18 protein-coding genes and 2 pseudogenes are annotated in these 16,950 nt (G+C 59.2%); 12 read left to right on the top strand and 8 right to left on the bottom strand.

Annotated elements, in window-relative coordinates; genetic code table 11:
• Both AC1DHT_RS24625 and AC1DHT_RS24620 read right to left on the bottom strand, forming a co-directional pair.
• Nucleotides 1–359: pseudogene (locus AC1DHT_RS24625) on the bottom strand (RHS repeat protein); the annotation flags it as partial.
• A gap of 191 nt (nucleotides 360–550) precedes the next feature.
• The gene (locus AC1DHT_RS24620; RefSeq protein ID WP_427546143.1) at nucleotides 551–1,417 is read right to left on the bottom strand and encodes a universal stress protein; all 867 of its coding nucleotides are present in this window, start codon (nucleotides 1,415–1,417) and stop codon (nucleotides 551–553) included.
• Nucleotides 1,418–1,643: 226 nt separating this feature from the next.
• Here AC1DHT_RS24620 and AC1DHT_RS24615 point away from each other — a divergent pair, with 226 nt between their 5' ends.
• The 3 genes from AC1DHT_RS24615 to AC1DHT_RS24605 all read left to right on the top strand — a co-directional run bounded on the left by AC1DHT_RS24615 (nucleotide 1,644) and on the right by AC1DHT_RS24605 (nucleotide 4,396).
• Nucleotides 1,644–2,255 carry a MiaE family protein gene (locus AC1DHT_RS24615; protein WP_054597031.1) on the top strand — a complete coding sequence of 204 codons (612 nt, stop codon included), beginning with the start codon at nucleotides 1,644–1,646 and terminating at the stop codon, nucleotides 2,253–2,255.
• Nucleotides 2,256–2,410: 155 nt separating this feature from the next.
• Nucleotides 2,411–3,118: a winged helix-turn-helix domain-containing protein gene (locus AC1DHT_RS24610; protein WP_427546145.1), complete on the top strand. Its 708-nt coding sequence runs from the start codon at nucleotides 2,411–2,413 to the stop codon at nucleotides 3,116–3,118.
• Nucleotides 3,119–4,396, top strand: a complete 1,278-nt coding sequence (locus AC1DHT_RS24605) for an ATP-binding protein (protein ID WP_427546147.1) — start codon at nucleotides 3,119–3,121, stop codon at nucleotides 4,394–4,396. It begins immediately after the preceding gene.
• Nucleotides 4,397–4,600: 204 nt separating this feature from the next.
• On the opposite strand, the gene AC1DHT_RS24600 is transcribed toward AC1DHT_RS24605, so the two are convergent.
• From AC1DHT_RS24600 to AC1DHT_RS24585, 4 genes are all read right to left on the bottom strand, one after another.
• Nucleotides 4,601–5,404 (bottom strand): MipA/OmpV family protein, encoded by an 804-nt coding sequence (locus tag AC1DHT_RS24600; RefSeq protein WP_427546149.1) that lies wholly within the window; start codon nucleotides 5,402–5,404, stop codon nucleotides 4,601–4,603.
• Between the two features lie 91 nt (nucleotides 5,405–5,495).
• Nucleotides 5,496–5,984, bottom strand: coding sequence for a GFA family protein (locus AC1DHT_RS24595; protein ID WP_427546151.1), 489 nt, complete (start codon nucleotides 5,982–5,984; stop codon nucleotides 5,496–5,498).
• A gap of 151 nt (nucleotides 5,985–6,135) precedes the next feature.
• Entirely contained in the window at nucleotides 6,136–6,588 is a 453-nt protein-coding gene (locus tag AC1DHT_RS24590) for a Spy/CpxP family protein refolding chaperone (RefSeq protein ID WP_427546153.1), read from the bottom strand.
• 138 nt (nucleotides 6,589–6,726) lie between these two features.
• Nucleotides 6,727–7,125, bottom strand: a complete 399-nt coding sequence (locus tag AC1DHT_RS24585) for a hypothetical protein (protein WP_477749248.1) — start codon at nucleotides 7,123–7,125, stop codon at nucleotides 6,727–6,729.
• 252 nt (nucleotides 7,126–7,377) lie between these two features.
• Here AC1DHT_RS24585 and AC1DHT_RS24580 point away from each other — a divergent pair, with 252 nt between their 5' ends.
• The gene (locus tag AC1DHT_RS24580) at nucleotides 7,378–7,731 is read left to right on the top strand and encodes a BON domain-containing protein (protein WP_427546157.1); all 354 of its coding nucleotides are present in this window, start codon (nucleotides 7,378–7,380) and stop codon (nucleotides 7,729–7,731) included.
• 129 nt (nucleotides 7,732–7,860) lie between these two features.
• On the opposite strand, the gene AC1DHT_RS24575 is transcribed toward AC1DHT_RS24580, so the two are convergent.
• Complete coding sequence (locus AC1DHT_RS24575) at nucleotides 7,861–8,733, bottom strand: undecaprenyl-diphosphate phosphatase (RefSeq protein WP_123580637.1); 873 nt, start codon at nucleotides 8,731–8,733, stop codon at nucleotides 7,861–7,863.
• A 344-nt stretch (nucleotides 8,734–9,077) separates the two neighbouring features.
• Between AC1DHT_RS24575 and AC1DHT_RS24570 the strand changes: the two genes are divergently transcribed.
• The 8 genes and pseudogenes from AC1DHT_RS24570 to AC1DHT_RS24535 all read left to right on the top strand — a co-directional run bounded on the left by AC1DHT_RS24570 (nucleotide 9,078) and on the right by AC1DHT_RS24535 (nucleotide 15,452).
• On the top strand, nucleotides 9,078–9,845 hold the full coding sequence (locus AC1DHT_RS24570) for a COG4705 family protein (protein WP_427546159.1): 768 nt from the start codon (nucleotides 9,078–9,080) through the stop codon (nucleotides 9,843–9,845).
• Nucleotides 9,846–9,874: 29 nt separating this feature from the next.
• Entirely contained in the window at nucleotides 9,875–10,312 is a 438-nt protein-coding gene (locus AC1DHT_RS24565; RefSeq protein ID WP_427546161.1) for a hypothetical protein, read from the top strand.
• Nucleotides 10,313–10,432: 120 nt separating this feature from the next.
• On the top strand, nucleotides 10,433–11,098 hold the full coding sequence (locus AC1DHT_RS24560) for a response regulator transcription factor (RefSeq protein ID WP_427546163.1): 666 nt from the start codon (nucleotides 10,433–10,435) through the stop codon (nucleotides 11,096–11,098).
• Nucleotides 11,074–12,459 (top strand): ATP-binding protein, encoded by a 1,386-nt coding sequence (locus tag AC1DHT_RS24555; RefSeq protein WP_427546165.1) that lies wholly within the window; start codon nucleotides 11,074–11,076, stop codon nucleotides 12,457–12,459. The genes AC1DHT_RS24560 and AC1DHT_RS24555 overlap by 25 nt, the downstream gene beginning before the upstream one ends.
• 83 nt (nucleotides 12,460–12,542) lie before the next feature.
• Nucleotides 12,543–12,914, top strand: a pseudogene (locus AC1DHT_RS24550) (hypothetical protein).
• Nucleotides 12,915–12,917: 3 nt separating this feature from the next.
• Nucleotides 12,918–13,100: a DUF1289 domain-containing protein gene (locus AC1DHT_RS24545; protein ID WP_123580624.1), complete on the top strand. Its 183-nt coding sequence runs from the start codon at nucleotides 12,918–12,920 to the stop codon at nucleotides 13,098–13,100.
• A 76-nt stretch (nucleotides 13,101–13,176) separates the two neighbouring features.
• Nucleotides 13,177–13,833: a VOC family protein gene (locus AC1DHT_RS24540; RefSeq protein WP_427546168.1), complete on the top strand. Its 657-nt coding sequence runs from the start codon at nucleotides 13,177–13,179 to the stop codon at nucleotides 13,831–13,833.
• 173 nt (nucleotides 13,834–14,006) lie between these two features.
• The gene (locus AC1DHT_RS24535) at nucleotides 14,007–15,452 is read left to right on the top strand and encodes a SulP family inorganic anion transporter (RefSeq protein WP_427546170.1); all 1,446 of its coding nucleotides are present in this window, start codon (nucleotides 14,007–14,009) and stop codon (nucleotides 15,450–15,452) included.
• Nucleotides 15,453–15,493: 41 nt separating this feature from the next.
• Here the strand turns inward: AC1DHT_RS24535 and AC1DHT_RS24530 are convergent, their stop codons facing one another.
• Nucleotides 15,494–16,912: a M15 family metallopeptidase gene (locus AC1DHT_RS24530; RefSeq protein ID WP_427546172.1), complete on the bottom strand. Its 1,419-nt coding sequence runs from the start codon at nucleotides 16,910–16,912 to the stop codon at nucleotides 15,494–15,496.
• Between the last annotated feature and the right edge of the window lie 38 nt (nucleotides 16,913–16,950).

Here is a 16,950-nt window from a genome sequence, read left to right as displayed (position 1 = left end):
CCACGCTCCTGCACGGCCACCGGGCGCAGCAGTTCGTCGTATTCGGTCCGTGAGTGGCTGCCACGGCCGTCCCAGCGTTCGACGGCTTGCCCGGCCTCACCTGGCAGCGTCAGCCGCCAGCCGGCGTCCACGCTGTGGCTCGCCAACGGCAGGCCGGACAGGCTGAAGGTCTGACTCAGGTTGACGGGGACGGATGCGTCGGTTTGGGCCAGGGCAAACAAATACGGATCACGGCTGGCAACTGGTCGGCCAGCGGCGTCGAACCGTTGATGGGTAACCCGCGTTTCAAGCGGATCGCCCGCCTGCCGTCGGTGGAACTGTACGGTCCTGATCGTCAGGCCACGCGAGTCTGACACCATAATGTTCGGTGTTGCGGTATCCGCACAAACCGACGATGTTGTTGGCATCCGTGCTGGCCTTGATCAAGGTGGCGTCCTCGTTACACTGCATGACCTCCAGGATTCTGGATACTGTAAGAACTAACAGGTCGGTATCGGTAGGGGCCAACTCCCCGGCTCCTTGAGTGCGCAGGAGCCGCAATCGGTTGCGCTTACTTGCCGCTGGTCACCAGTTCTTCCAGGTGATCCATGATTTCCTGTGGCTTGAGCACCAGCACATCGCTTTCCAGCGAATCGAGCACCACTTCCGCGGTGTTTCCGATCAAGGCCCCCGAGAACCCGGTGCGTGCCACGGTGCCGATGACGGTCACCGACGCCTGCAATTTATGCGCGATGTAGGGAATCAGCACATCGGCCGGACCTTCTTCGATATGCAGATGCTCATCGTCGATGTCGAACTCGGCCTGGAACGCCTTGCACGCTTCGCGGTAGCGGGCCTCGATGGTTTCCTTGAGCTGGAACACCGGGTCGGCCGCCGAGAGCATGGGCGATGGATGGGCGCTGATGACGTGCAGATGGGCCTTGGCCAGGTGAGCGATGTCGAAGCCATGATCGACGATGCTCGCATGCAGCACGCGGTGCTCGGGGTCGTTGTTGCCCACGTCGATGGCCGCCAGAATCTTCCCGCCAGTCCAGGGTTTCGAGGTTTTCACCAGTAACACCGGGCTCGGGCACTGGCGCAGCAGCTTCCAGTCCGCCGGGGTCAGCAGGGCCTTTTTCAGCGGGTTGTCCGGGAAGTGTTGCTTGATCACCAGCCCGCAACCCTCGGCCTGCTGCACATCGATGATGGTTTCATGCAGGCTTTTGTTCCAGGCTTGCTCGGTGGTGACACTATGGCCGTCTTCCTGCAGGCTGGCCTTGAGCACGCTCAACAGCGCCGAGTGATCATGCTCTTTATCGCAGATCAGCAAGTGCAGATGCGCCTGAGTCACCCCGGCGATCATCTTGGCGCGCTTGAGGGCCAGGCTCTCCTCGGGCAAGGGTTCGATGACCACCAGGATGCTGCGGATGGCTTGCATGGTCGGAATCTCCGATGAATGAAAAACACGTCGTTGCACAACTATAGTTGCTGGTCGTGAACTCGGGTCTTGATGCATATCAAGTGCCGCGACTGGTGGTCTGCCGGCAGGCACGTATAATCGGCCCCTTCGCTGTGAACTTATTGCCCGTGAGCCTCATGTTACTGAACCCTGAAATCGTCGCCGTCCTGCCCAATGGTCCTGTTGAACTGTCGGAAGTGAGCCAATGATCCTTCCTGAAATTCACGAATTCCTTGGCTGTCGCACGCCCGATGGCTGGGTTCAGGCCGCACTGGCCGACCAGGAAACCCTGCTGATCGACCACAAGAACTGCGAGTTCAAGGCTGCCAGCACCGCGCTCAGCCTGATTGCCAAGTACCATTCGCATGTCGACCTGATCAATTTGATGTCACGCCTGGCCCGGGAAGAGCTGGTGCATCATGAGCAGGTCATGCGCCTGATGAAAAAGCGCAAGATCGAACTGCGCCAGCTGTCCGCCGGTCGCTACGCCTCGGGCTTGCGCAAAGTGGTGCGCAGCCACGAGCCGGTCAAACTGGTCGACACGCTGGTGGTCGGGGCGTTTATCGAGGCGCGCAGCTGCGAGCGTTTCGAAGCGTTGGTGCCGCACCTCGACGAAGAGCTGGGCAAGTTCTACTTCGGCCTGCTGAAAAGTGAAGCGCGGCATTTCCAGGGGTATCTGAAGCTGGCCTACCAGTACGGCGACGCCAAGGACATTGCACAGGTGATCGACAAGGTTCGCGCCGCCGAGCAGGAACTGATCGAGTCCCCGGACATCGAGTTCCGCTTCCACAGTGGTGTGCCGGCGGCAAGTCTGTGAAAGAAAACAGGCAAATTGTTAAAAACTCTTAAAAACATGAAAGTTCTCCGAAAACCGGCCCGCGAGGCCGGTTTTTGCTATCTGGCATGGTCGGTGACGAGGGGATTGGCGCCTATAATGCGCGCTCTCAATCATCGGCTCACAGATTGGCAATTATGGACAACCAGGCGTTTGGCAAGGTACTGCTCGTTGAGGATGACGAAAAGCTCGCGGGGTTGATCGCGCACTTCCTCTCCCAACATGGTTTTGAGGTACGCACAGTGCACCGTGGCGATCTGGCACTGGCGGCATTTCTCGAATTCAAGCCGAAAATCGTTGTGCTCGACCTGATGCTGCCCGGCCAGAGCGGCCTGCATGTGTGCCGCGAGATCCGCAGCGTGTCCGAGACACCGATTGTCATTCTCACGGCCAAGGAGGACGACCTGGACCACATCCTGGGCCTGGAGTCCGGAGCCGACGACTACGTCATCAAACCGATCAAACCACCGGTATTGCTGGCCCGGCTGCGCGCCTTGCAACGTCGCCAGACACCGGAAACCACGGTGCGCGGCTCGCTGGAGTTCGGCCGTTTGCTGATTGATCGCAGCTGCCGCGAAGTGCGGCTGGCGGGTGAGGGTATCGAGCTGACCACCATGGAGTTCGAACTGCTGTGGCTGTTGGCCAGCGCCGCCGGCAAGATTCTTTCCCGCGATGACATCCTCAATCGCATGCGCGGCATCGCCTTTGACGGACTCAACCGCAGTGTCGACGTGTACATCAGCAAGCTGCGCGGCAAGCTCAAGGACAATCCCAGAGAACCGGTGTGCATCAAGACCGTTTGGGGCAAGGGTTATCTGTTCAATCCATTTGCCTGGGAGCTCTAGATGCTAAGGCTGTTTCTGCGGCTGTACGTCATTCTCGCCTTTGGCTTTGCAGGGGCGATCTGGACGGTCAATTACATTTTTGCCGAGCTGTTGCCCGAGGCCAACGAGACTTATAACCGCGAAGCCATGCGCGGGCCAGCTTACAGCCTGGTCGAATTGCTCCGTCCGGTCACCGGCATTGCGCGTGATGAGCGCCTGGCGGAGCTGAAAACCCACTACGGGCTGCGCCTGAAGCTGGTGCAGAGCAGTGAGCTGGATCTCTCTGAGCGAGAGCAAAAACTGCTGGCTGACGGTCTGTTGGTCGTGCGCGGGGATTTCAACGAGTTTATCGCCAACATCGATGGCGGCCCGCAGTTGTTGAACATAAAACTCCCGGAGGAGCCCAAGTGGCTGTATGTCTGGGCCTACGCTTTACTGGGCGTGTTCCTGGCTTTTGTCCTGTACTTCTGGGTGCGACCGCATTGGCGCGACCTCGAACTGATCAGAGTGGCCGCGCAACGTTTCGGCGATAACGATCTGACCTCGCGCATTCAATTGTCCAAACGCTCGAACATTCGCGTGCTGGCCGAGCACTTCAACCAGATGGCCGCGCGTATCGAAGGCTTGATTGCCAATCAGCGGGAGCTGACGAATGCGGTGTCCCATGAGTTGCGCACGCCGATTGCGCGCTTGTCGTTCGAACTCGATCAACTCAAGCAACAGGCCGATCCGAATGAGCGTAAAGCGCTGATTGCCGATATGTACGCCGACCTCGGTGAGCTGGAAGAGATGGTTTCCGAATTACTGACCTACGCCAGCCTTGAGCGTGGTGCCACGGTGATCAGTCTCGAAAACATTCAGGCCCACAGTTGGCTCGACAGCGTGGTCGGCAACGTTGCCCTGGAGGCCGAGGCGGCCGGGGTGCAACTGTTGATTCGCGCCTGTGAGGTCGACTCTGTGCGGATCGAGCCGCGCTTTATGGCGCGGGCGGTGATCAACCTGCTGCGCAATGCCATTCGCTACGCCGAGCGACGGGTGGAGGTGTCGCTGACGCTGGGTGAAGACGGATATGAAGTGTTGGTCAACGATGATGGACCGGGTGTGCCGCTGGAGGGACGCGAGAAGATTTTCGAGCCGTTCTCGCGACTCGACACCAGCCGCGACCGTCGCACCGGCGGTTTCGGCCTGGGCCTTGCGCTGGTTCGGCGGGTGTCGCAATCACACGGCGGCAAGGTCGAGGTCAGCGACTCGCCGTGGGGCGGCGCGTCGTTTCGTATGACCTGGGCGCAGGCTGACTGAGCCGGATCTCAGCCTTAACGCATAACTGAACACTCGTAGCAGCTGGCGAAGCCTGCGTTCGGCTGCACAGCAGTCGTAAACCCTGAATCCCGTTTCTCACTGTAGAACCCGGACGGCCGGGTTTACGACTGCTTCGCAGCCGAACGCAGCCTCGCAGGCTCGGCAGCTGCTACGAGGTCTGGGGCGTACTGCGGGGGAGGCAACTCAGAAGCTGTATTTCACCTGGCCGGCCAGCGACGTTTGCATCCGTCGTTCGACGATCGGGCTGTCCGCGGCATCGCCATTGAGGTACTGCATCGCCAGCACCGTCGAGAATTCGGTCTGGTCGTTGATCGGCACCGCCCAGGTCAACGCTGCGCCTCGGCTGACCATCCCGCCGTGGGTGTCGAAGGCGCGGAACTGACTGCGTGAAGCCTGTGCCGTGCTCACGCCGTACCAGGTCCGTACGTAATCGGCATCACCGAACACGCTGTTGAGGCTGCCATCCAGGCTGCCGTATTCGCCGTCATAGAGGTTGGTGCTGATACTCAACTCCAGTCGGTTGTAGGCGGAGTCGGTGTCGCGGTCGTCATCGCTCTTTTTCAGCGCGTGCTCCAGCGTGGCGCCGACGACCACCTCGCCCAGGGTGTAGTGAATGCTGGCGCCCAGTCGCGGGCGGGATTTGATCGAGCCCATGCCGTCCAGGCGATCCGAACCCTTGAACCTCGACTTGCGGTCCTTGCGCGTTTCACTCAGGCCAATGTAGGTGCTGAATGCCAGGTCACCCCATTCGTTCTGCCAGCCCAGACCGCGCTCGGTGTCGAGGAAGAGGCCATAAGGGCTGACAATCTGGCCGCCCAGCAGCGGCGCAGTCACGCGTTCATCGCTGCCGCTGTAGCGTGGCGCGTTGGCCACACCGGCCTGCACGCTGTAATGCCAGTCTTCGGCCTGCAGGTGCTCGGTCGAGGCCAGCAGGCAGATGGACGTCAGCGAAAGACAAAAGGTTTTGCGGTTTTTCAGAGCAAGCATGAGGCACCCGGCAGGGATTAGGATGCCATCATGCTAGGGGCCTATAGGCGGGCAATCTTTGAGAGCTTTGTCGGGAAACTGTCAACGACTGTTAACGGCTCAGGCCCAGCCGCTCGTGCCACTCGGCAATGGATTCTTGCGGGTAGACCTCGAACTGCTGATCGCCGGGATGTAGCTCGACTTCGACCCACGAGGCTTTTGAGCCGAGCATCAAGTGCGTGTGTTCCGGCGGCACCGGCAGCGGGGTGTCGATGGCCGAAGCGAAGGGGTGAATCAACTCGGGCCACTCGGGGCTGAACAACCACAAGCCACTGCCGCAGAGCGAACAGAAGTGCCGTTCGGCGCTGCTGATATGGGCTCGTCGTGCTCCGTCATCCTTGAGGCGGGCGTGATAGATCGAGATGTGTTTTCGGCCGCGGACCTTCAGGCTTTTCGCCTCGCCGCCGAGGTTGATTGCGTAGCCGCCAGCGCCTTGAGTCTTGCGGCAGATCGAGCAATAACAACGTTGATACGGGTAGGGGTGGGCACTGTTCAGACTGAACGACACGGCGCCGCAATGGCAGGAGCCTTCAAGCTGCATGGCAAACCTCCAACAGGTCGCGCGGACTTCCTGGAACAGCCTAGCAGTTCAGCAATACTTCAGTCCTTGGCATCAGCCTCTGCGGGTCACTGCGTTCCAGTGCGAACCGAGCCTGCTGCGGCCGGTTCGCCTGGTCGAAGGTCGTGGCATATCACTTGGCTTTTTTCGCAACCTCGTGCCGGTCCTCCCGCTTCTCCTCTTCATTGCGGTACAGCTTGTCGGCATTTTTTTTCTGATCGTCGGAAAACGTGCCATACAGAGCGCTGAACGTCGTTGCAAGCTTTTGCATATTGTCCGCGTGCAACTGGGCCAATTTGGCATAGGAGGCCATTGCGTCATCGGCATTGAACGATGGCAGCTTTTCCGCTCGCTCCAGAAAGGCTGTATCGGCGTTGTGCGCATTGTCGCGGATGGTTTGTGCGTAGGCCTCCCATTGAGCTGACTGCTTGTCGGTGATTTTCAGCTTGGCGTGCAGTTCCTTGATCCTCTTCTCCACAACGTCCATATGCTTTTTGGCGTGAGTGGCAGCCTTCTGTGACTGTTCGGCAGGAGTGCTGGCAGCCGTCGTCTGTGCCGAGACAGAAGTGCCGAGCAATGCCAGCATCAACGCTGCCGGCATAGCCGCTTTGAGTACGAAGTTGTTCATGTCTTTATATCCGGATTGAGTTGTCGAACTGACGACCGTTGCAGGGGATATATCAGTGTCAGTGGCGGTCGCTCGGGTTTCATATGGCCAGGCAGCTTAATAGCCGGGAGGAGGATATCGATAGGAGTTGTACGAATCGGGATAGTCCGGCCTTGGGTAGTACCGGACGCCCGGTGGAGGGGGCGGAGGAGGTTGTCGGTAAATCACGGCGGGCGGCGCCTGTACCGCACCCGCGACCACTGCTCCCAATACTGCGCCAACGAGTATCGCCCCCAAATCACCGCCGCCACCACCGCGATAGTCGCCACCGCCGCCGCGATAGTCACGACGGTTGTCATGGCCACCACGATAGTCGCGATGGTAAACCTGCCGGCCGTAGCCGTCCCGCTGATAGTCGTGTTGCGCTTGTGCCGGTAGCACGGCAGCTGCCGCGGTAACAGCGACGAGCATTACTGCCAGCCGTCGGTATAAAGGTATGTGCGAATACTGAGTCATGAGTCGTGCCTCTTTGGATGAGGGAATCACTGAACCCCACCGTCCACTGATGTGCAGGAGGATCGTGACCGTTCTGACCTGGCAGCGATCTACCTCACGCCAGATTGACTCAGCGACCGGCGCGGGTCTGTTCGGTAGCGCACCCTTGCGCCCGATACAGAGTGATTAAAGGAGATGGGCTGGGGGACAGCGCCCGGACTGCAGCGACCGCACTATAATTAATCTGTCGATGACACGAGAGAGGGTCCAACTATGAAAACTCACTCCTTCCAGCATTACTCTCATAATCTGGGAACAGCCGTTCACGACGCGTGGATTACTACCCGGGTGAAATCGGCGCTGGCATTTGCAGAGCCGACTCTCAGCATGCACGTCAATGTCAAAACCCATGCAGGTACAGTGTCGCTGAGCGGTCGCGTTAACACCCATAAAGAATGTGAGCGGGTGGTAGAGCTCGCCCGTTCGGTGAATGGTGTCAACGAAATCGATGCCAAAGACTTGCTGACTCATGTGTTCACTCCCGGGCATCTCCCCGAAGCACCCAACGCTGAAGAGAGCACCGAGTATCGGCCGCAATCGTCGGAAAAAAAGATGGATGACAAATGATGCTGGCAACCGTGTGAGCGCCGCGCTCCCGGTTGTGAAACGGGGGCGCGCGGCGCAGCGCAGACCGCGTCGTCAATAGACAATAAAAAGCCCGGCACTGGCCGGGCTCCATCAGCGTTTGAACGTGGTTTAGCTCAACAGCCCGGTACTGACCGCGACAATCAGGAAAATACCCAGCACCGCCCGGTAAATAACGAAAGGCCAGGTGGAAAACCTTTCGAGGAATTTCATCAGGCCCCAGATGGCGCAAAACGCCGACACGCTGGCGATCACCAACCCGAAAATCAGGTGCGACCACGCTTCGGCCGGGATATGTGCGTGATACAGCACCCACAGCTCTTTCAAGCCAGCCAGCGCGATTGCGGGCAGCCCGAGCAGGAACGAGAAACGCGCGGCTTCTTCGCGTTTGAAGTTAAGGAAGAGCGCGGCGGTGAGTGTTGAACCGGAGCGGGAGACACCAGGAATCAGCGCGCCAATCTGTGCAATGCCGACGATCAATGCGTCTCGCAGGCGCATTTGGCCCACGACGCGTTGATGGCGGCAGCTGAGTTCGGCCGCAGCCAGCAGAACCGCCATCACCAGGCACGAGATACCAATCACCATCAAGCCTCTTAACGGTGAATTGCAGGTATTGAGCAGCGAGGACAAGGCCAGGCCCGCGATGCCGATCGGTATGGTCGCCAGCACAATCGCCACGGCCAGCTTGAACGACTGGTTGCTGTAATCACGCTGCCGCACGGCGCCTATGCTTCCCGTGACGACTTCCCGTACATCACGCCAGAAATAGCTGACGACCGCGGCCAGTGCGGCCAATTGCATGGCGGCGGAAAACGCCGAGCCAGGATCGGGCCAGCCGAGCAGGGCAGGTACGATTCGCATGTGTGCAGTGGATGAAATGGGTAATAGCTCGGTAATGCCTTGAATGATGCCCAGGATGCCAATTTGCAGGTAATCCAGAGAAGCAAAGCCGATATCAAGGCCGCTGGTACAGACGTTTGTCAAAATACGTTCCTTAAAAAGTAAGGCTTTCCCACTACCTCCGAAAACTCGGTACGACGCTCGGAAAGTCTCGGCAGTGGGCAAATGATTCTGGACTGAACCGCTCTGTCAGAGGGTCGTTCATGGTGACTGCGAGCGGAATAATGGCCTTATTTGTAACTGTTTGCTACAGGCTGTTGAGATGATTTTTTTAGCCAAGAGCCCCCGCGAACCCCTTGTGTACAGGTCTGACCGGGATTTTATGTTGGCTTCATGACCGACAATCGAGGTTCCTCAGTCCCAGCTAAGTTTGCCTGCGTAGTCTCTCCCTTGCGCCAATTGCAGCGCTGTCAAGGAGAAGCATCCACATGAAGCCGCTTACGAAAGCTGACTGGCTCAATAAAGTCCCCGAGGTGACCCTGTCGTTCTGGGTCATCAAGATCATGTCCACCACCGTGGGTGAAACCGGCGCCGACTTTCTCGCCGTCGATGCCGGGTTGGGGCAGAGTGTGACCAGTATTGGCATGGCCGTGCTGTTGGCGATTGCACTGTTCGGCCAACTTCGTACACGCGCCTACACCCCTTGGATTTATTGGCTGACGGTGGTGCTGGTGAGCGTCGTCGGGACGCAGATTACCGATGTGTTCACTGACAAAATGGGCATCAGCCTGTATGCCAGCACGGCGGTGTTTTCCGTGCTGCTGGCGATCAATTTCATGATCTGGTACGGGTTGGAACGCAGTCTTTCGATCACTGAAATCGTCACGCCGCGCCGGGAGCTGTTCTATTGGGCGACGGTGCTCTGCACCTTTGCGCTGGGCACTGCGGCCGGGGACCTCGCCACCGAGGCGCTGGGGCTTGGCTTCACACTGGGCGCGGTGATTTTCGGTGCGCTGATCGGCGCGACATTCGCCGCCTGGCGCCTGGGCGGCAATACAGTCCTGACCTTCTGGATCGCCTACATCCTGACCCGTCCTTTCGGCGCCTCCCTGGGAGACTTGCTGACCCAAGCCAAGACCTATGGCGGCCTCGGCATGGGCGCCATGTGGACCAGCGCGATTTTCCTCAGCGTCATCCTGATTCTGGTGGCTGTCGCACAGATGAGCGTCGGCAATCGAAAACTCGTCACTGAATAACCCGTTCAAAAGCCTATCAAGGAATCGTCATGGTCTACGTTAAAACCGCCATTCGCAAAGCCGCCGCCCTATCCGCCATCGTCGTGTTTGGCCTGGCCGCCGGGTGTTCGAAACCCGCTGACGTGCCTAAAACGAGCGCTACTTCGGGCGCAGCCAGCGTCCAGCAAAGTTCGGCCTCGAAACTCGGCGACCTGTCGGCGTTCCAGGGCATTGCGGCCAACGTTGCCGATCTGGTGAATAAAAACGACTTGCCGGGCGCGAAAACGCGAATCAAGGACCTCGAGTTGTCCTGGGACTCCGCGGAAGCCGGCATCAAGCCACGTGCTGCCAGCGACTGGCATGTCCTGGACAAGTCCATCGACAACGCACTTGAGGCCTTGCGCGCCGACAGCCCGAAACAGAGCGATTGCAAGGCAGCAATGGATGACTTGCTGAAAACCTTCAATTCGCTGCAAGGCAAAAGCTGACTGCTTTCAATACCCATAAATCGCTTCGCGCACGCTTGAACAGGTGATTCAATGCAGGCTCGACACTCGCGCAGGTATACCCGCGTGAGTGCCGAGCCTCACTTATCACCGGAGAGGGACATGCGGATATTACTGGTCGAAGACGACCCCATGATCGGGGAGGCGATCCAGGACGCACTGACAGATGCCAGTTACGCCGCCGATTGGGTCAACAATGGCCTTACCGCCCTGACGGCGCTGGACACTCAACATTATGACCTGGTGCTGCTTGACCTCGGTCTGCCCGGCAAGGACGGCCTTGCGGTATTGAGCAGCATTCGGGCGCGCAACAATGGCGTTCCACTGCTGATCATCACGGCCCGCGACAGCCTCGACGATCGCTTGCGCGGCCTCGACGGTGGCGCTGACGATTACCTGCTCAAACCCTTTGATATGGCGGAACTGCTGGCCCGGATGCGTGCCGTTCTGCGCCGAAAAGGCGGCAGCGCGCTGCCAGTGTTCAGCAACGGCGTGGTGTCGCTGGACCCGATCTCGAAACAAGCCAGCACCGAAGACAGCCCCGAGGTCCAGCTCTCCAGCCGCGAGTTTTCGCTGCTGCAGGCGCTGTTGATCAGGCCGGGGGCAATTCTCTCGCGCAGTGAGCTCGAAGACCGTATCTACGGCTGGGACAATGAAGTGGAAAGCAATGCGGTGGAGTTTCTGATCCATGCACTGCGTCGCAAGCTGGGCAGCCACGTCATCAAGAATGTCAGGGGTATGGGATGGATGGTTTCAAAAGGCGACTGAGCGAGTCGGTCCAGGTCAGGCTGTCCGTTTCCCTGTCGCTGGCCATTCTGATCGTCGCTATCGTGGCCGGCATTTTTGCCTTTGTCTCGGCATTCGATGAAGCCCTGGAAATGCAGGACAACACCTTGCATCAGGTGGCCGTGTTGTTCGAGCGTCAGCAGATGACGCTGACCTATCCGACGCAAGGCAAGGGCATCGAGGGCGACGATGAAGAATCCAGGGTCACCGTTCAATACCTGAACGATGGCAACCAGGTGTCGGGCAATGTGGAGGCTGGCGCACCGCTGCCACTGCCGACAACGCTGGCCGACGGTCTGTCGACGCGGGTGGTCGGTGGCGAACCGTTTCGTGTGCTGGTCAAGACCCTGGCCAGTGGCGCCCGCATCGCCGTTGCGCAGGAAACCGGCACGCGCGACAAGGACGCCCGCGAGAGCGCCTGGCGTGGCCTGTTGCCGTTTCTCATCCTGTTTCCGGTGCTCTTGCTGGTGGTTGCCGATCTGGTGCGCAAGCTGTTTCGGCCTATCGCGGCACTGGCGTCTGAAATCGACCAGCGCGGCGAGCAGGAACTGCACCCCATCGACGAGAACCATTTGCCTGCCGAGATCCGTCCCTTCGTGCTGGCCATCAATCGATTGCTCAACCGTGTGGCTCAGTCGATGGAGACCCAGCGGCGCTTCGTCGCCGACGCCGCCCACGAACTCCGATCGCCGTTGACGGCCCTGTCGTTGCAAGCCGAGCGCCTGGCCGTCGCAGATATGTCGACGTTGGCCCGGGAGCGTCTGTTTGCATTGCGGCGGGGGATCGAGCGCGGCAAGAATCTGATTGATCAACTGTTGGCGCTGGCCACTGCACAATCGAACTCGACGCTGCCCGCAACACCGGTTTCCGTGCATGGCATTTATCGTCGCGTGTTGGAGGACCTGCTGCCGCTGGCCGAGGCCAAGCATATCGACATCGGTGTCGAGGACGAACAGGACGTGCAGGTGCTGATCAACGAGCTTGACCTGCTGGCCATGGTCAAGAACCTGGTCGATAACGCCGTTCGCTATACGCCTGCGGGTGGACGGGTAGATCTCTCGGTGAGCATGGAGGAGGGCGGAGCGCTGTTGCAGGTCAAGGACACCGGCCCCGGAATTGCCGCCGAGGAACGGGAGCGTGTGTTCGACCCGTTTTATCGCAGCCTCGGGAACCATGAGGTCGGGTCCGGGCTGGGGCTGTCGATCGTCAAGGCGGTAGCCGATCGCAACGGGGCACAGATCCGTCTGGGGTTTGGCGATGAAGTGGCAAGACGCGGGTTGGGTGTTTCGGTATGGTTGCCGTCATTGATTTCCCGCAGTGTTCCCCCTGCCGCCCATTTGTAGGCGCGGCATCATTTGCGAAAAGAACACATAGCCGGCTGATGCATCGCTCAGCCGGCCCTGGATACTCATTCAAGGATCAATCCATGCTTTTAAGCAAACGCGATCAGGCGCGAATCGAGCGTCGCCTGGTGGTTACCCTGACCGAGGCCTGTGAGACGGCCAAAGCGGAAATCGTCGGGTTCGCCTGGTTGACCCACGAGGTGGATTACTCGGCGTTCCCTGCAAGCCTGAGGGTGACCTGGGTCTTCGACACACTGGCCAACAAGCGCCAGGCACTGGCCGTCGGGCAAGCTGAACGGATGGTCGAACTGACGGCCTTGGCATAGAGTGAAGCGGATATTCTCGTCAGTCCGGTCTCCGCCCATGTGCAGTTTGACACTGAAGAAGAGTGTCAGCGCGCTCATGCCGGAAACTGGCAGCAACGTTTGGCGCGCCAGCGCTCGACTCGGGATTGAACCATGGCCAAGGATATCGAAAACCCGTGTATTTCCGTTTGTCAGCTGCGCGGTGAGCTGTGTGTGAGTTGTGGGCGCATCAAGGAGGACATCAGGAAATGGAAGCGCATGAAGCGCCCCGAAAAAATGGCCGCCGTGCAACGCGCGAACCTGCGCCTGCAAAGCCTGAAAAAAAATAACGGGTGAGCCGCTGGCGAGTAAAGTTGTTGAGCCGTTGCTGAGTAACCAGACAGTCAAATCACAACGTTAAAGGGAGTTAACGATGGAAATGGATCATGTTTTTATTTGTGTGAATCATGACGGTCGAGGGGCTGAAGCTCTAAAAATCCTCGGGCTTGTCGAAGGGACGCCAAACGTCCACCCGGGTCAAGGCACTGCCAATAGACGGTTCTTCTTTCGAAACGCTTTCATTGAGCTTCTATATCTCACGGATGAGTCAGAAGCTCGAAGTCAGTTAACGGCGCCAACCCGACTCTTTGACCGCCTCACGTGCACAGAGGGAGTCGCCGCGCCCTTTGGCGTTTGCTTCAGACCTTCCACGGTAGGGGAGAAGCCGCTATTTCCAGTCTGGGAGTATCGACCCATTTACTTACCCACCGCCCTGAGCGTCGACGTGGGACATGCGCCTGTATCCGAACCGATGTGGTTTTTTCTTTCGTTTGCCAAGAGACCCGATGAGGCTCCGATTGAGCGAGCGCAGCCGTTCGAGCATCCCAATGGTTTTCGCGACATTACATCGGTGCGAGTGATCACTCCCGACAACCAGGCTTTTTCTAGCGCTGCGCAATGTGCAAACCAGCTGGAAGGGTTTGCAATTGTTCATGGTCAAGAGCATCTGATCATAGTGGAGATTGATCATGGGGCGAGCGGCCAGACGCACGATTTTCGTCCGGGGATGCCGATGATCATGAACTGGTAGTTCGGCCTGAAACGGACGCTCGAAAGAAAAAAAAGCTCAAAAACCGACGATCACGCAGGGGAGGGGGATTACCCGGTTGCTGGCCGGCCATTCTTCAATTCCGTAACATCCGCAGCCGTCTTTTCCCACCACGCCCTGCGGCTCGTTCCGTCGGCCTGTTTTTTAGGTAAGCCATGAAATCCAAACGTCTGCGTGCCGATGCCCTGGCCGGACTCACCACCTCTTTTGCGCTGCTGCCTGAATGCATCGCCTTCGCCCTGGTCGCGCACCTGAATCCGCTGATGGGTTTGTACGGAGCCTTCATCATCTGCACCCTGACTGCATTGTTCGGGGGCCGGCCGGGGATGATTTCCGGTGCTGCCGGATCAATGGCCGTGGTGATCGTCGCACTGGTGGTGCAGCACGGCGTGCAGTATTTGCTCGCCACGGTGTTGATGGGTGGACTGTTGATGATGGCGTTCGGTCTGCTACGGCTGGGCAAGCTGGTGCGCATGGTGCCTTACCCGGTGATGCTCGGTTTCGTCAATGGCCTGGCGATTGTCATTGCCCTGGCCCAACTGGAGCATTTCAAGAGTGGCGGGACCTGGCTGAGCGGTACAGCGCTGTATCTGATGATCGGGCTGGTGGCGCTGACGATGGCCATCGTCTACGTGTTGCCGCGCCTGACCCGAGCCGTGCCACCGGCATTGGTGGCGATCCTCGGCGTCGGTCTGGCGGTCTACCTGCTCGGCCTGCCGACGCGCACCCTTGGCGACATGGCGCACATCGCCGGCGGTCTGCCTGGCCTGGCCCTGCCTCAAGTGCCCTGGAACCTGGAAACCCTGCGCATCGTCGCCCCTTATGCGGTATTGATGGCCCTGGTCGGGCTGTTGGAAACCCTTTTGACGCTGAACCTTACCGACGAGATCACCGAGAGCCGTGGCTACCCGGATCGCGAATGCGTGGCATTGGGCGCGGCCAATATGGTCTCCGGTCTGTTCGGTGGGATGGGCGGATGCGCCATGATCGGTCAAACCGTGATCAACCTCAGTTCCAGCGGTCGTGGTCGCCTTTCTGGTGTGGTCGCCGGAGTGATGATCTTGCTGTTCATCCTGTTTCTTTCGCCGCTGATCGAGCGCATCCCGCTGGCGGCACTGGTCGGGGTGATGTTCGTCGTGGCGCAGCAGACCTTCGCCTGGGCCTCGCTGCGGGTGCTCAACAAGGTGCCGTTGAACGACGTATTGGTGATCATTGCGGTAACGATCATCACGGTGTTCACCGATCTGGCCATCGCTGTGCTCTGCGGGATTGTCATTGCCGCGCTGAACTTCGCCTGGCAGCAGGCCCGCGAGCTATACGCCGACAGTTACCTGGAAGCCGACGGCAGCAAGCTCTACCGCCTGCATGGCACGCTGTTCTTCGCCTCGACTGCACCGTTCCTCAACCAGTTCGATCCCGCCAACGACCCGCCCGAGGTGACTCTTGACTGCCGCCACCTGAGCTTTGTCGACTACTCGGCCATCGCCGCGCTGAAAACGCTGCGTGAGCGCTACATCAAGACCGGCAAACAGTTGCACGTGTATCACTTGTCCGAACGCTGCAAGAAAATGCTCAAGCGCGCTGGTGTGGCTCACGACTGAGGTCGGCGCCATGGGCGCAGCTCGAGTTTGAGTTTGCGATATCAACGCTGGGGAAGGTTCCAGCGTTCGCGAAAGTGCTCGTACTCCGCTTCGGGCAGTTGAACCAGTAGAGGCGACTGACGCGGATCCAGCCAGCTGAACAAGCGAGCAATATCTGCCGGGTCCATGGCTGTGCAGCCAAGCGTCGGTGAGGTAGGGGCACGCCAGATGTGGAAGAAAATGCACGAGCCCGCGTCGGCGGACGCCGGCGTGTTGTGCTCGATGACAATGCCTTGTCGATACATGTCGTCATCGCGACGCATGTGTTCGGAGCTGTTCCAGTCCTTGGCAATCGTCGACCCGTCGACAAGCTCGTTATAGCGTTTGGAGTGGCTGTCATCCACGCACTCGGTGGTCGGTGTCAGCGGCAGGTAAGGCAGCCTGGTATCGGCCGAGCTGTTGTAGCCAAAAGCTGTTCCCAATTTGAACAGGCCGGCAGGCGCTTTCCCGTCGCCTTCACGTTTGACTGGCCCATCGCGTTGCTCGACGACACCGAGACCCTTGCCCCAGGCCAGCCCGCTTTTGCCGACAACCACCGGAAACGGCGCCCCGTATTTTTGAAGCGTTTTCCCTTGCCGCTTGTAGCGTTGGGCGGTCCCCTGGGTATCAGTCCAGTTTTTTGTCGTGACCACAATCAGCTGGTTGCTGGTGTCCAGCGCCTGAGCCGTAATAGGGAAATCCATGACGTTCTTCAGCGCATCATTCCCGGTGTAGGTGAAGTGCCACCATTCTTTCGAGTACCCGGAAAATCCCTCTTTCTGCATGGCGTTGCTGAGCCGCTGGCGATTCTCTTTGGCGGTCGCGTTGATCGTTGAACTGTCGGTATGCGCTCGTTCATCGAAGCAATCGAACCCTGTTCCCATGTCGACGGCACCATCATGCCAACGCTGCTCATAGGGCGCGGCGCAGTCAACTTGTGCGGCCGAGGGACTCCATGTCTGGGCGGGCAGAGCCTCCGGCCCGGTCAGCGTCAAATCCACCGTGCCGCCCTTGGAGTGATTAGAAACCCGGGCCACATAGCCCAGACGCCAGAAGTCTTGCTTGTCCACGCGAGGATAGAACTCGGCCTTGCGCGGGTCACCCGGTTGCGTCGCAAAACGTCCCATGTCGGCAACAGCCCGGCTGGGCCGATAGCAGTCAAATACCTTCAAGCCGTAGCCTTGAGTGCGCAACGCCGTTTGTACCCGGGCAAGGGCCTTGGCGGCGTCCAGCGACAACAGACACTCCGCAGCGTCGTAGCCGTCGAGTGGGTGTCCGGTGAAGTTGTGAGCACTGGCGTAGCGGATGTCTTGCTCGATACCCGGATCAATCGCACGCAAATAGACCATATGCTCGGGTCTTGGCTCGGCGCTCGCCAGGCAGGGCGCGATGATGGCTAGCATCGAGAGGCACAGCGGTTTGATTCTGCACAGCAGGCGCATCGATGCCTCCAAAGGTGCCGGTTTTCAATCCAGAGCAG

This window comes from Pseudomonas sp. 05N432 (assembly GCF_056396945.1).
This window is presented reverse-complemented; position numbering and strand designations above follow the sequence as displayed.

What these genes read in the sequence shown, in the direction of transcription:
- AC1DHT_RS24620 (WP_427546143.1), bottom strand. Translation starts at nt 1,417, where the DNA reads ATGCAAGCCATCCGCAGCATCCTGGTGGTCATCGAACCCTTGCCCGAG.
- AC1DHT_RS24610 (WP_427546145.1), top strand. Translation starts at nt 2,411, where the DNA reads ATGGACAACCAGGCGTTTGGCAAGGTACTGCTCGTTGAGGATGACGAA.
- AC1DHT_RS24555 (WP_427546165.1), top strand. Translation starts at nt 11,074, where the DNA reads ATGGATGGTTTCAAAAGGCGACTGAGCGAGTCGGTCCAGGTCAGGCTG.
- AC1DHT_RS24605 (WP_427546147.1), top strand. Translation starts at nt 3,119, where the DNA reads ATGCTAAGGCTGTTTCTGCGGCTGTACGTCATTCTCGCCTTTGGCTTT.
- AC1DHT_RS24545 (WP_123580624.1), top strand. Translation starts at nt 12,918, where the DNA reads ATGGCCAAGGATATCGAAAACCCGTGTATTTCCGTTTGTCAGCTGCGC.
- AC1DHT_RS24585 (WP_477749248.1), bottom strand. Translation starts at nt 7,125, where the DNA reads ATGACTCAGTATTCGCACATACCTTTATACCGACGGCTGGCAGTAATG.
- AC1DHT_RS24580 (WP_427546157.1), top strand. Translation starts at nt 7,378, where the DNA reads ATGAAAACTCACTCCTTCCAGCATTACTCTCATAATCTGGGAACAGCC.
- AC1DHT_RS24535 (WP_427546170.1), top strand. Translation starts at nt 14,007, where the DNA reads ATGAAATCCAAACGTCTGCGTGCCGATGCCCTGGCCGGACTCACCACC.
- AC1DHT_RS24615 (WP_054597031.1), top strand. Translation starts at nt 1,644, where the DNA reads ATGATCCTTCCTGAAATTCACGAATTCCTTGGCTGTCGCACGCCCGAT.
- AC1DHT_RS24570 (WP_427546159.1), top strand. Translation starts at nt 9,078, where the DNA reads ATGAAGCCGCTTACGAAAGCTGACTGGCTCAATAAAGTCCCCGAGGTG.
- AC1DHT_RS24540 (WP_427546168.1), top strand. Translation starts at nt 13,177, where the DNA reads ATGGAAATGGATCATGTTTTTATTTGTGTGAATCATGACGGTCGAGGG.
- AC1DHT_RS24600 (WP_427546149.1), bottom strand. Translation starts at nt 5,404, where the DNA reads ATGCTTGCTCTGAAAAACCGCAAAACCTTTTGTCTTTCGCTGACGTCC.
- AC1DHT_RS24560 (WP_427546163.1), top strand. Translation starts at nt 10,433, where the DNA reads ATGCGGATATTACTGGTCGAAGACGACCCCATGATCGGGGAGGCGATC.
- AC1DHT_RS24590 (WP_427546153.1), bottom strand. Translation starts at nt 6,588, where the DNA reads ATGCTGGCATTGCTCGGCACTTCTGTCTCGGCACAGACGACGGCTGCC.
- AC1DHT_RS24595 (WP_427546151.1), bottom strand. Translation starts at nt 5,984, where the DNA reads ATGCAGCTTGAAGGCTCCTGCCATTGCGGCGCCGTGTCGTTCAGTCTG.
- AC1DHT_RS24565 (WP_427546161.1), top strand. Translation starts at nt 9,875, where the DNA reads ATGGTCTACGTTAAAACCGCCATTCGCAAAGCCGCCGCCCTATCCGCC.
- AC1DHT_RS24530 (WP_427546172.1), bottom strand. Translation starts at nt 16,912, where the DNA reads ATGCGCCTGCTGTGCAGAATCAAACCGCTGTGCCTCTCGATGCTAGCC.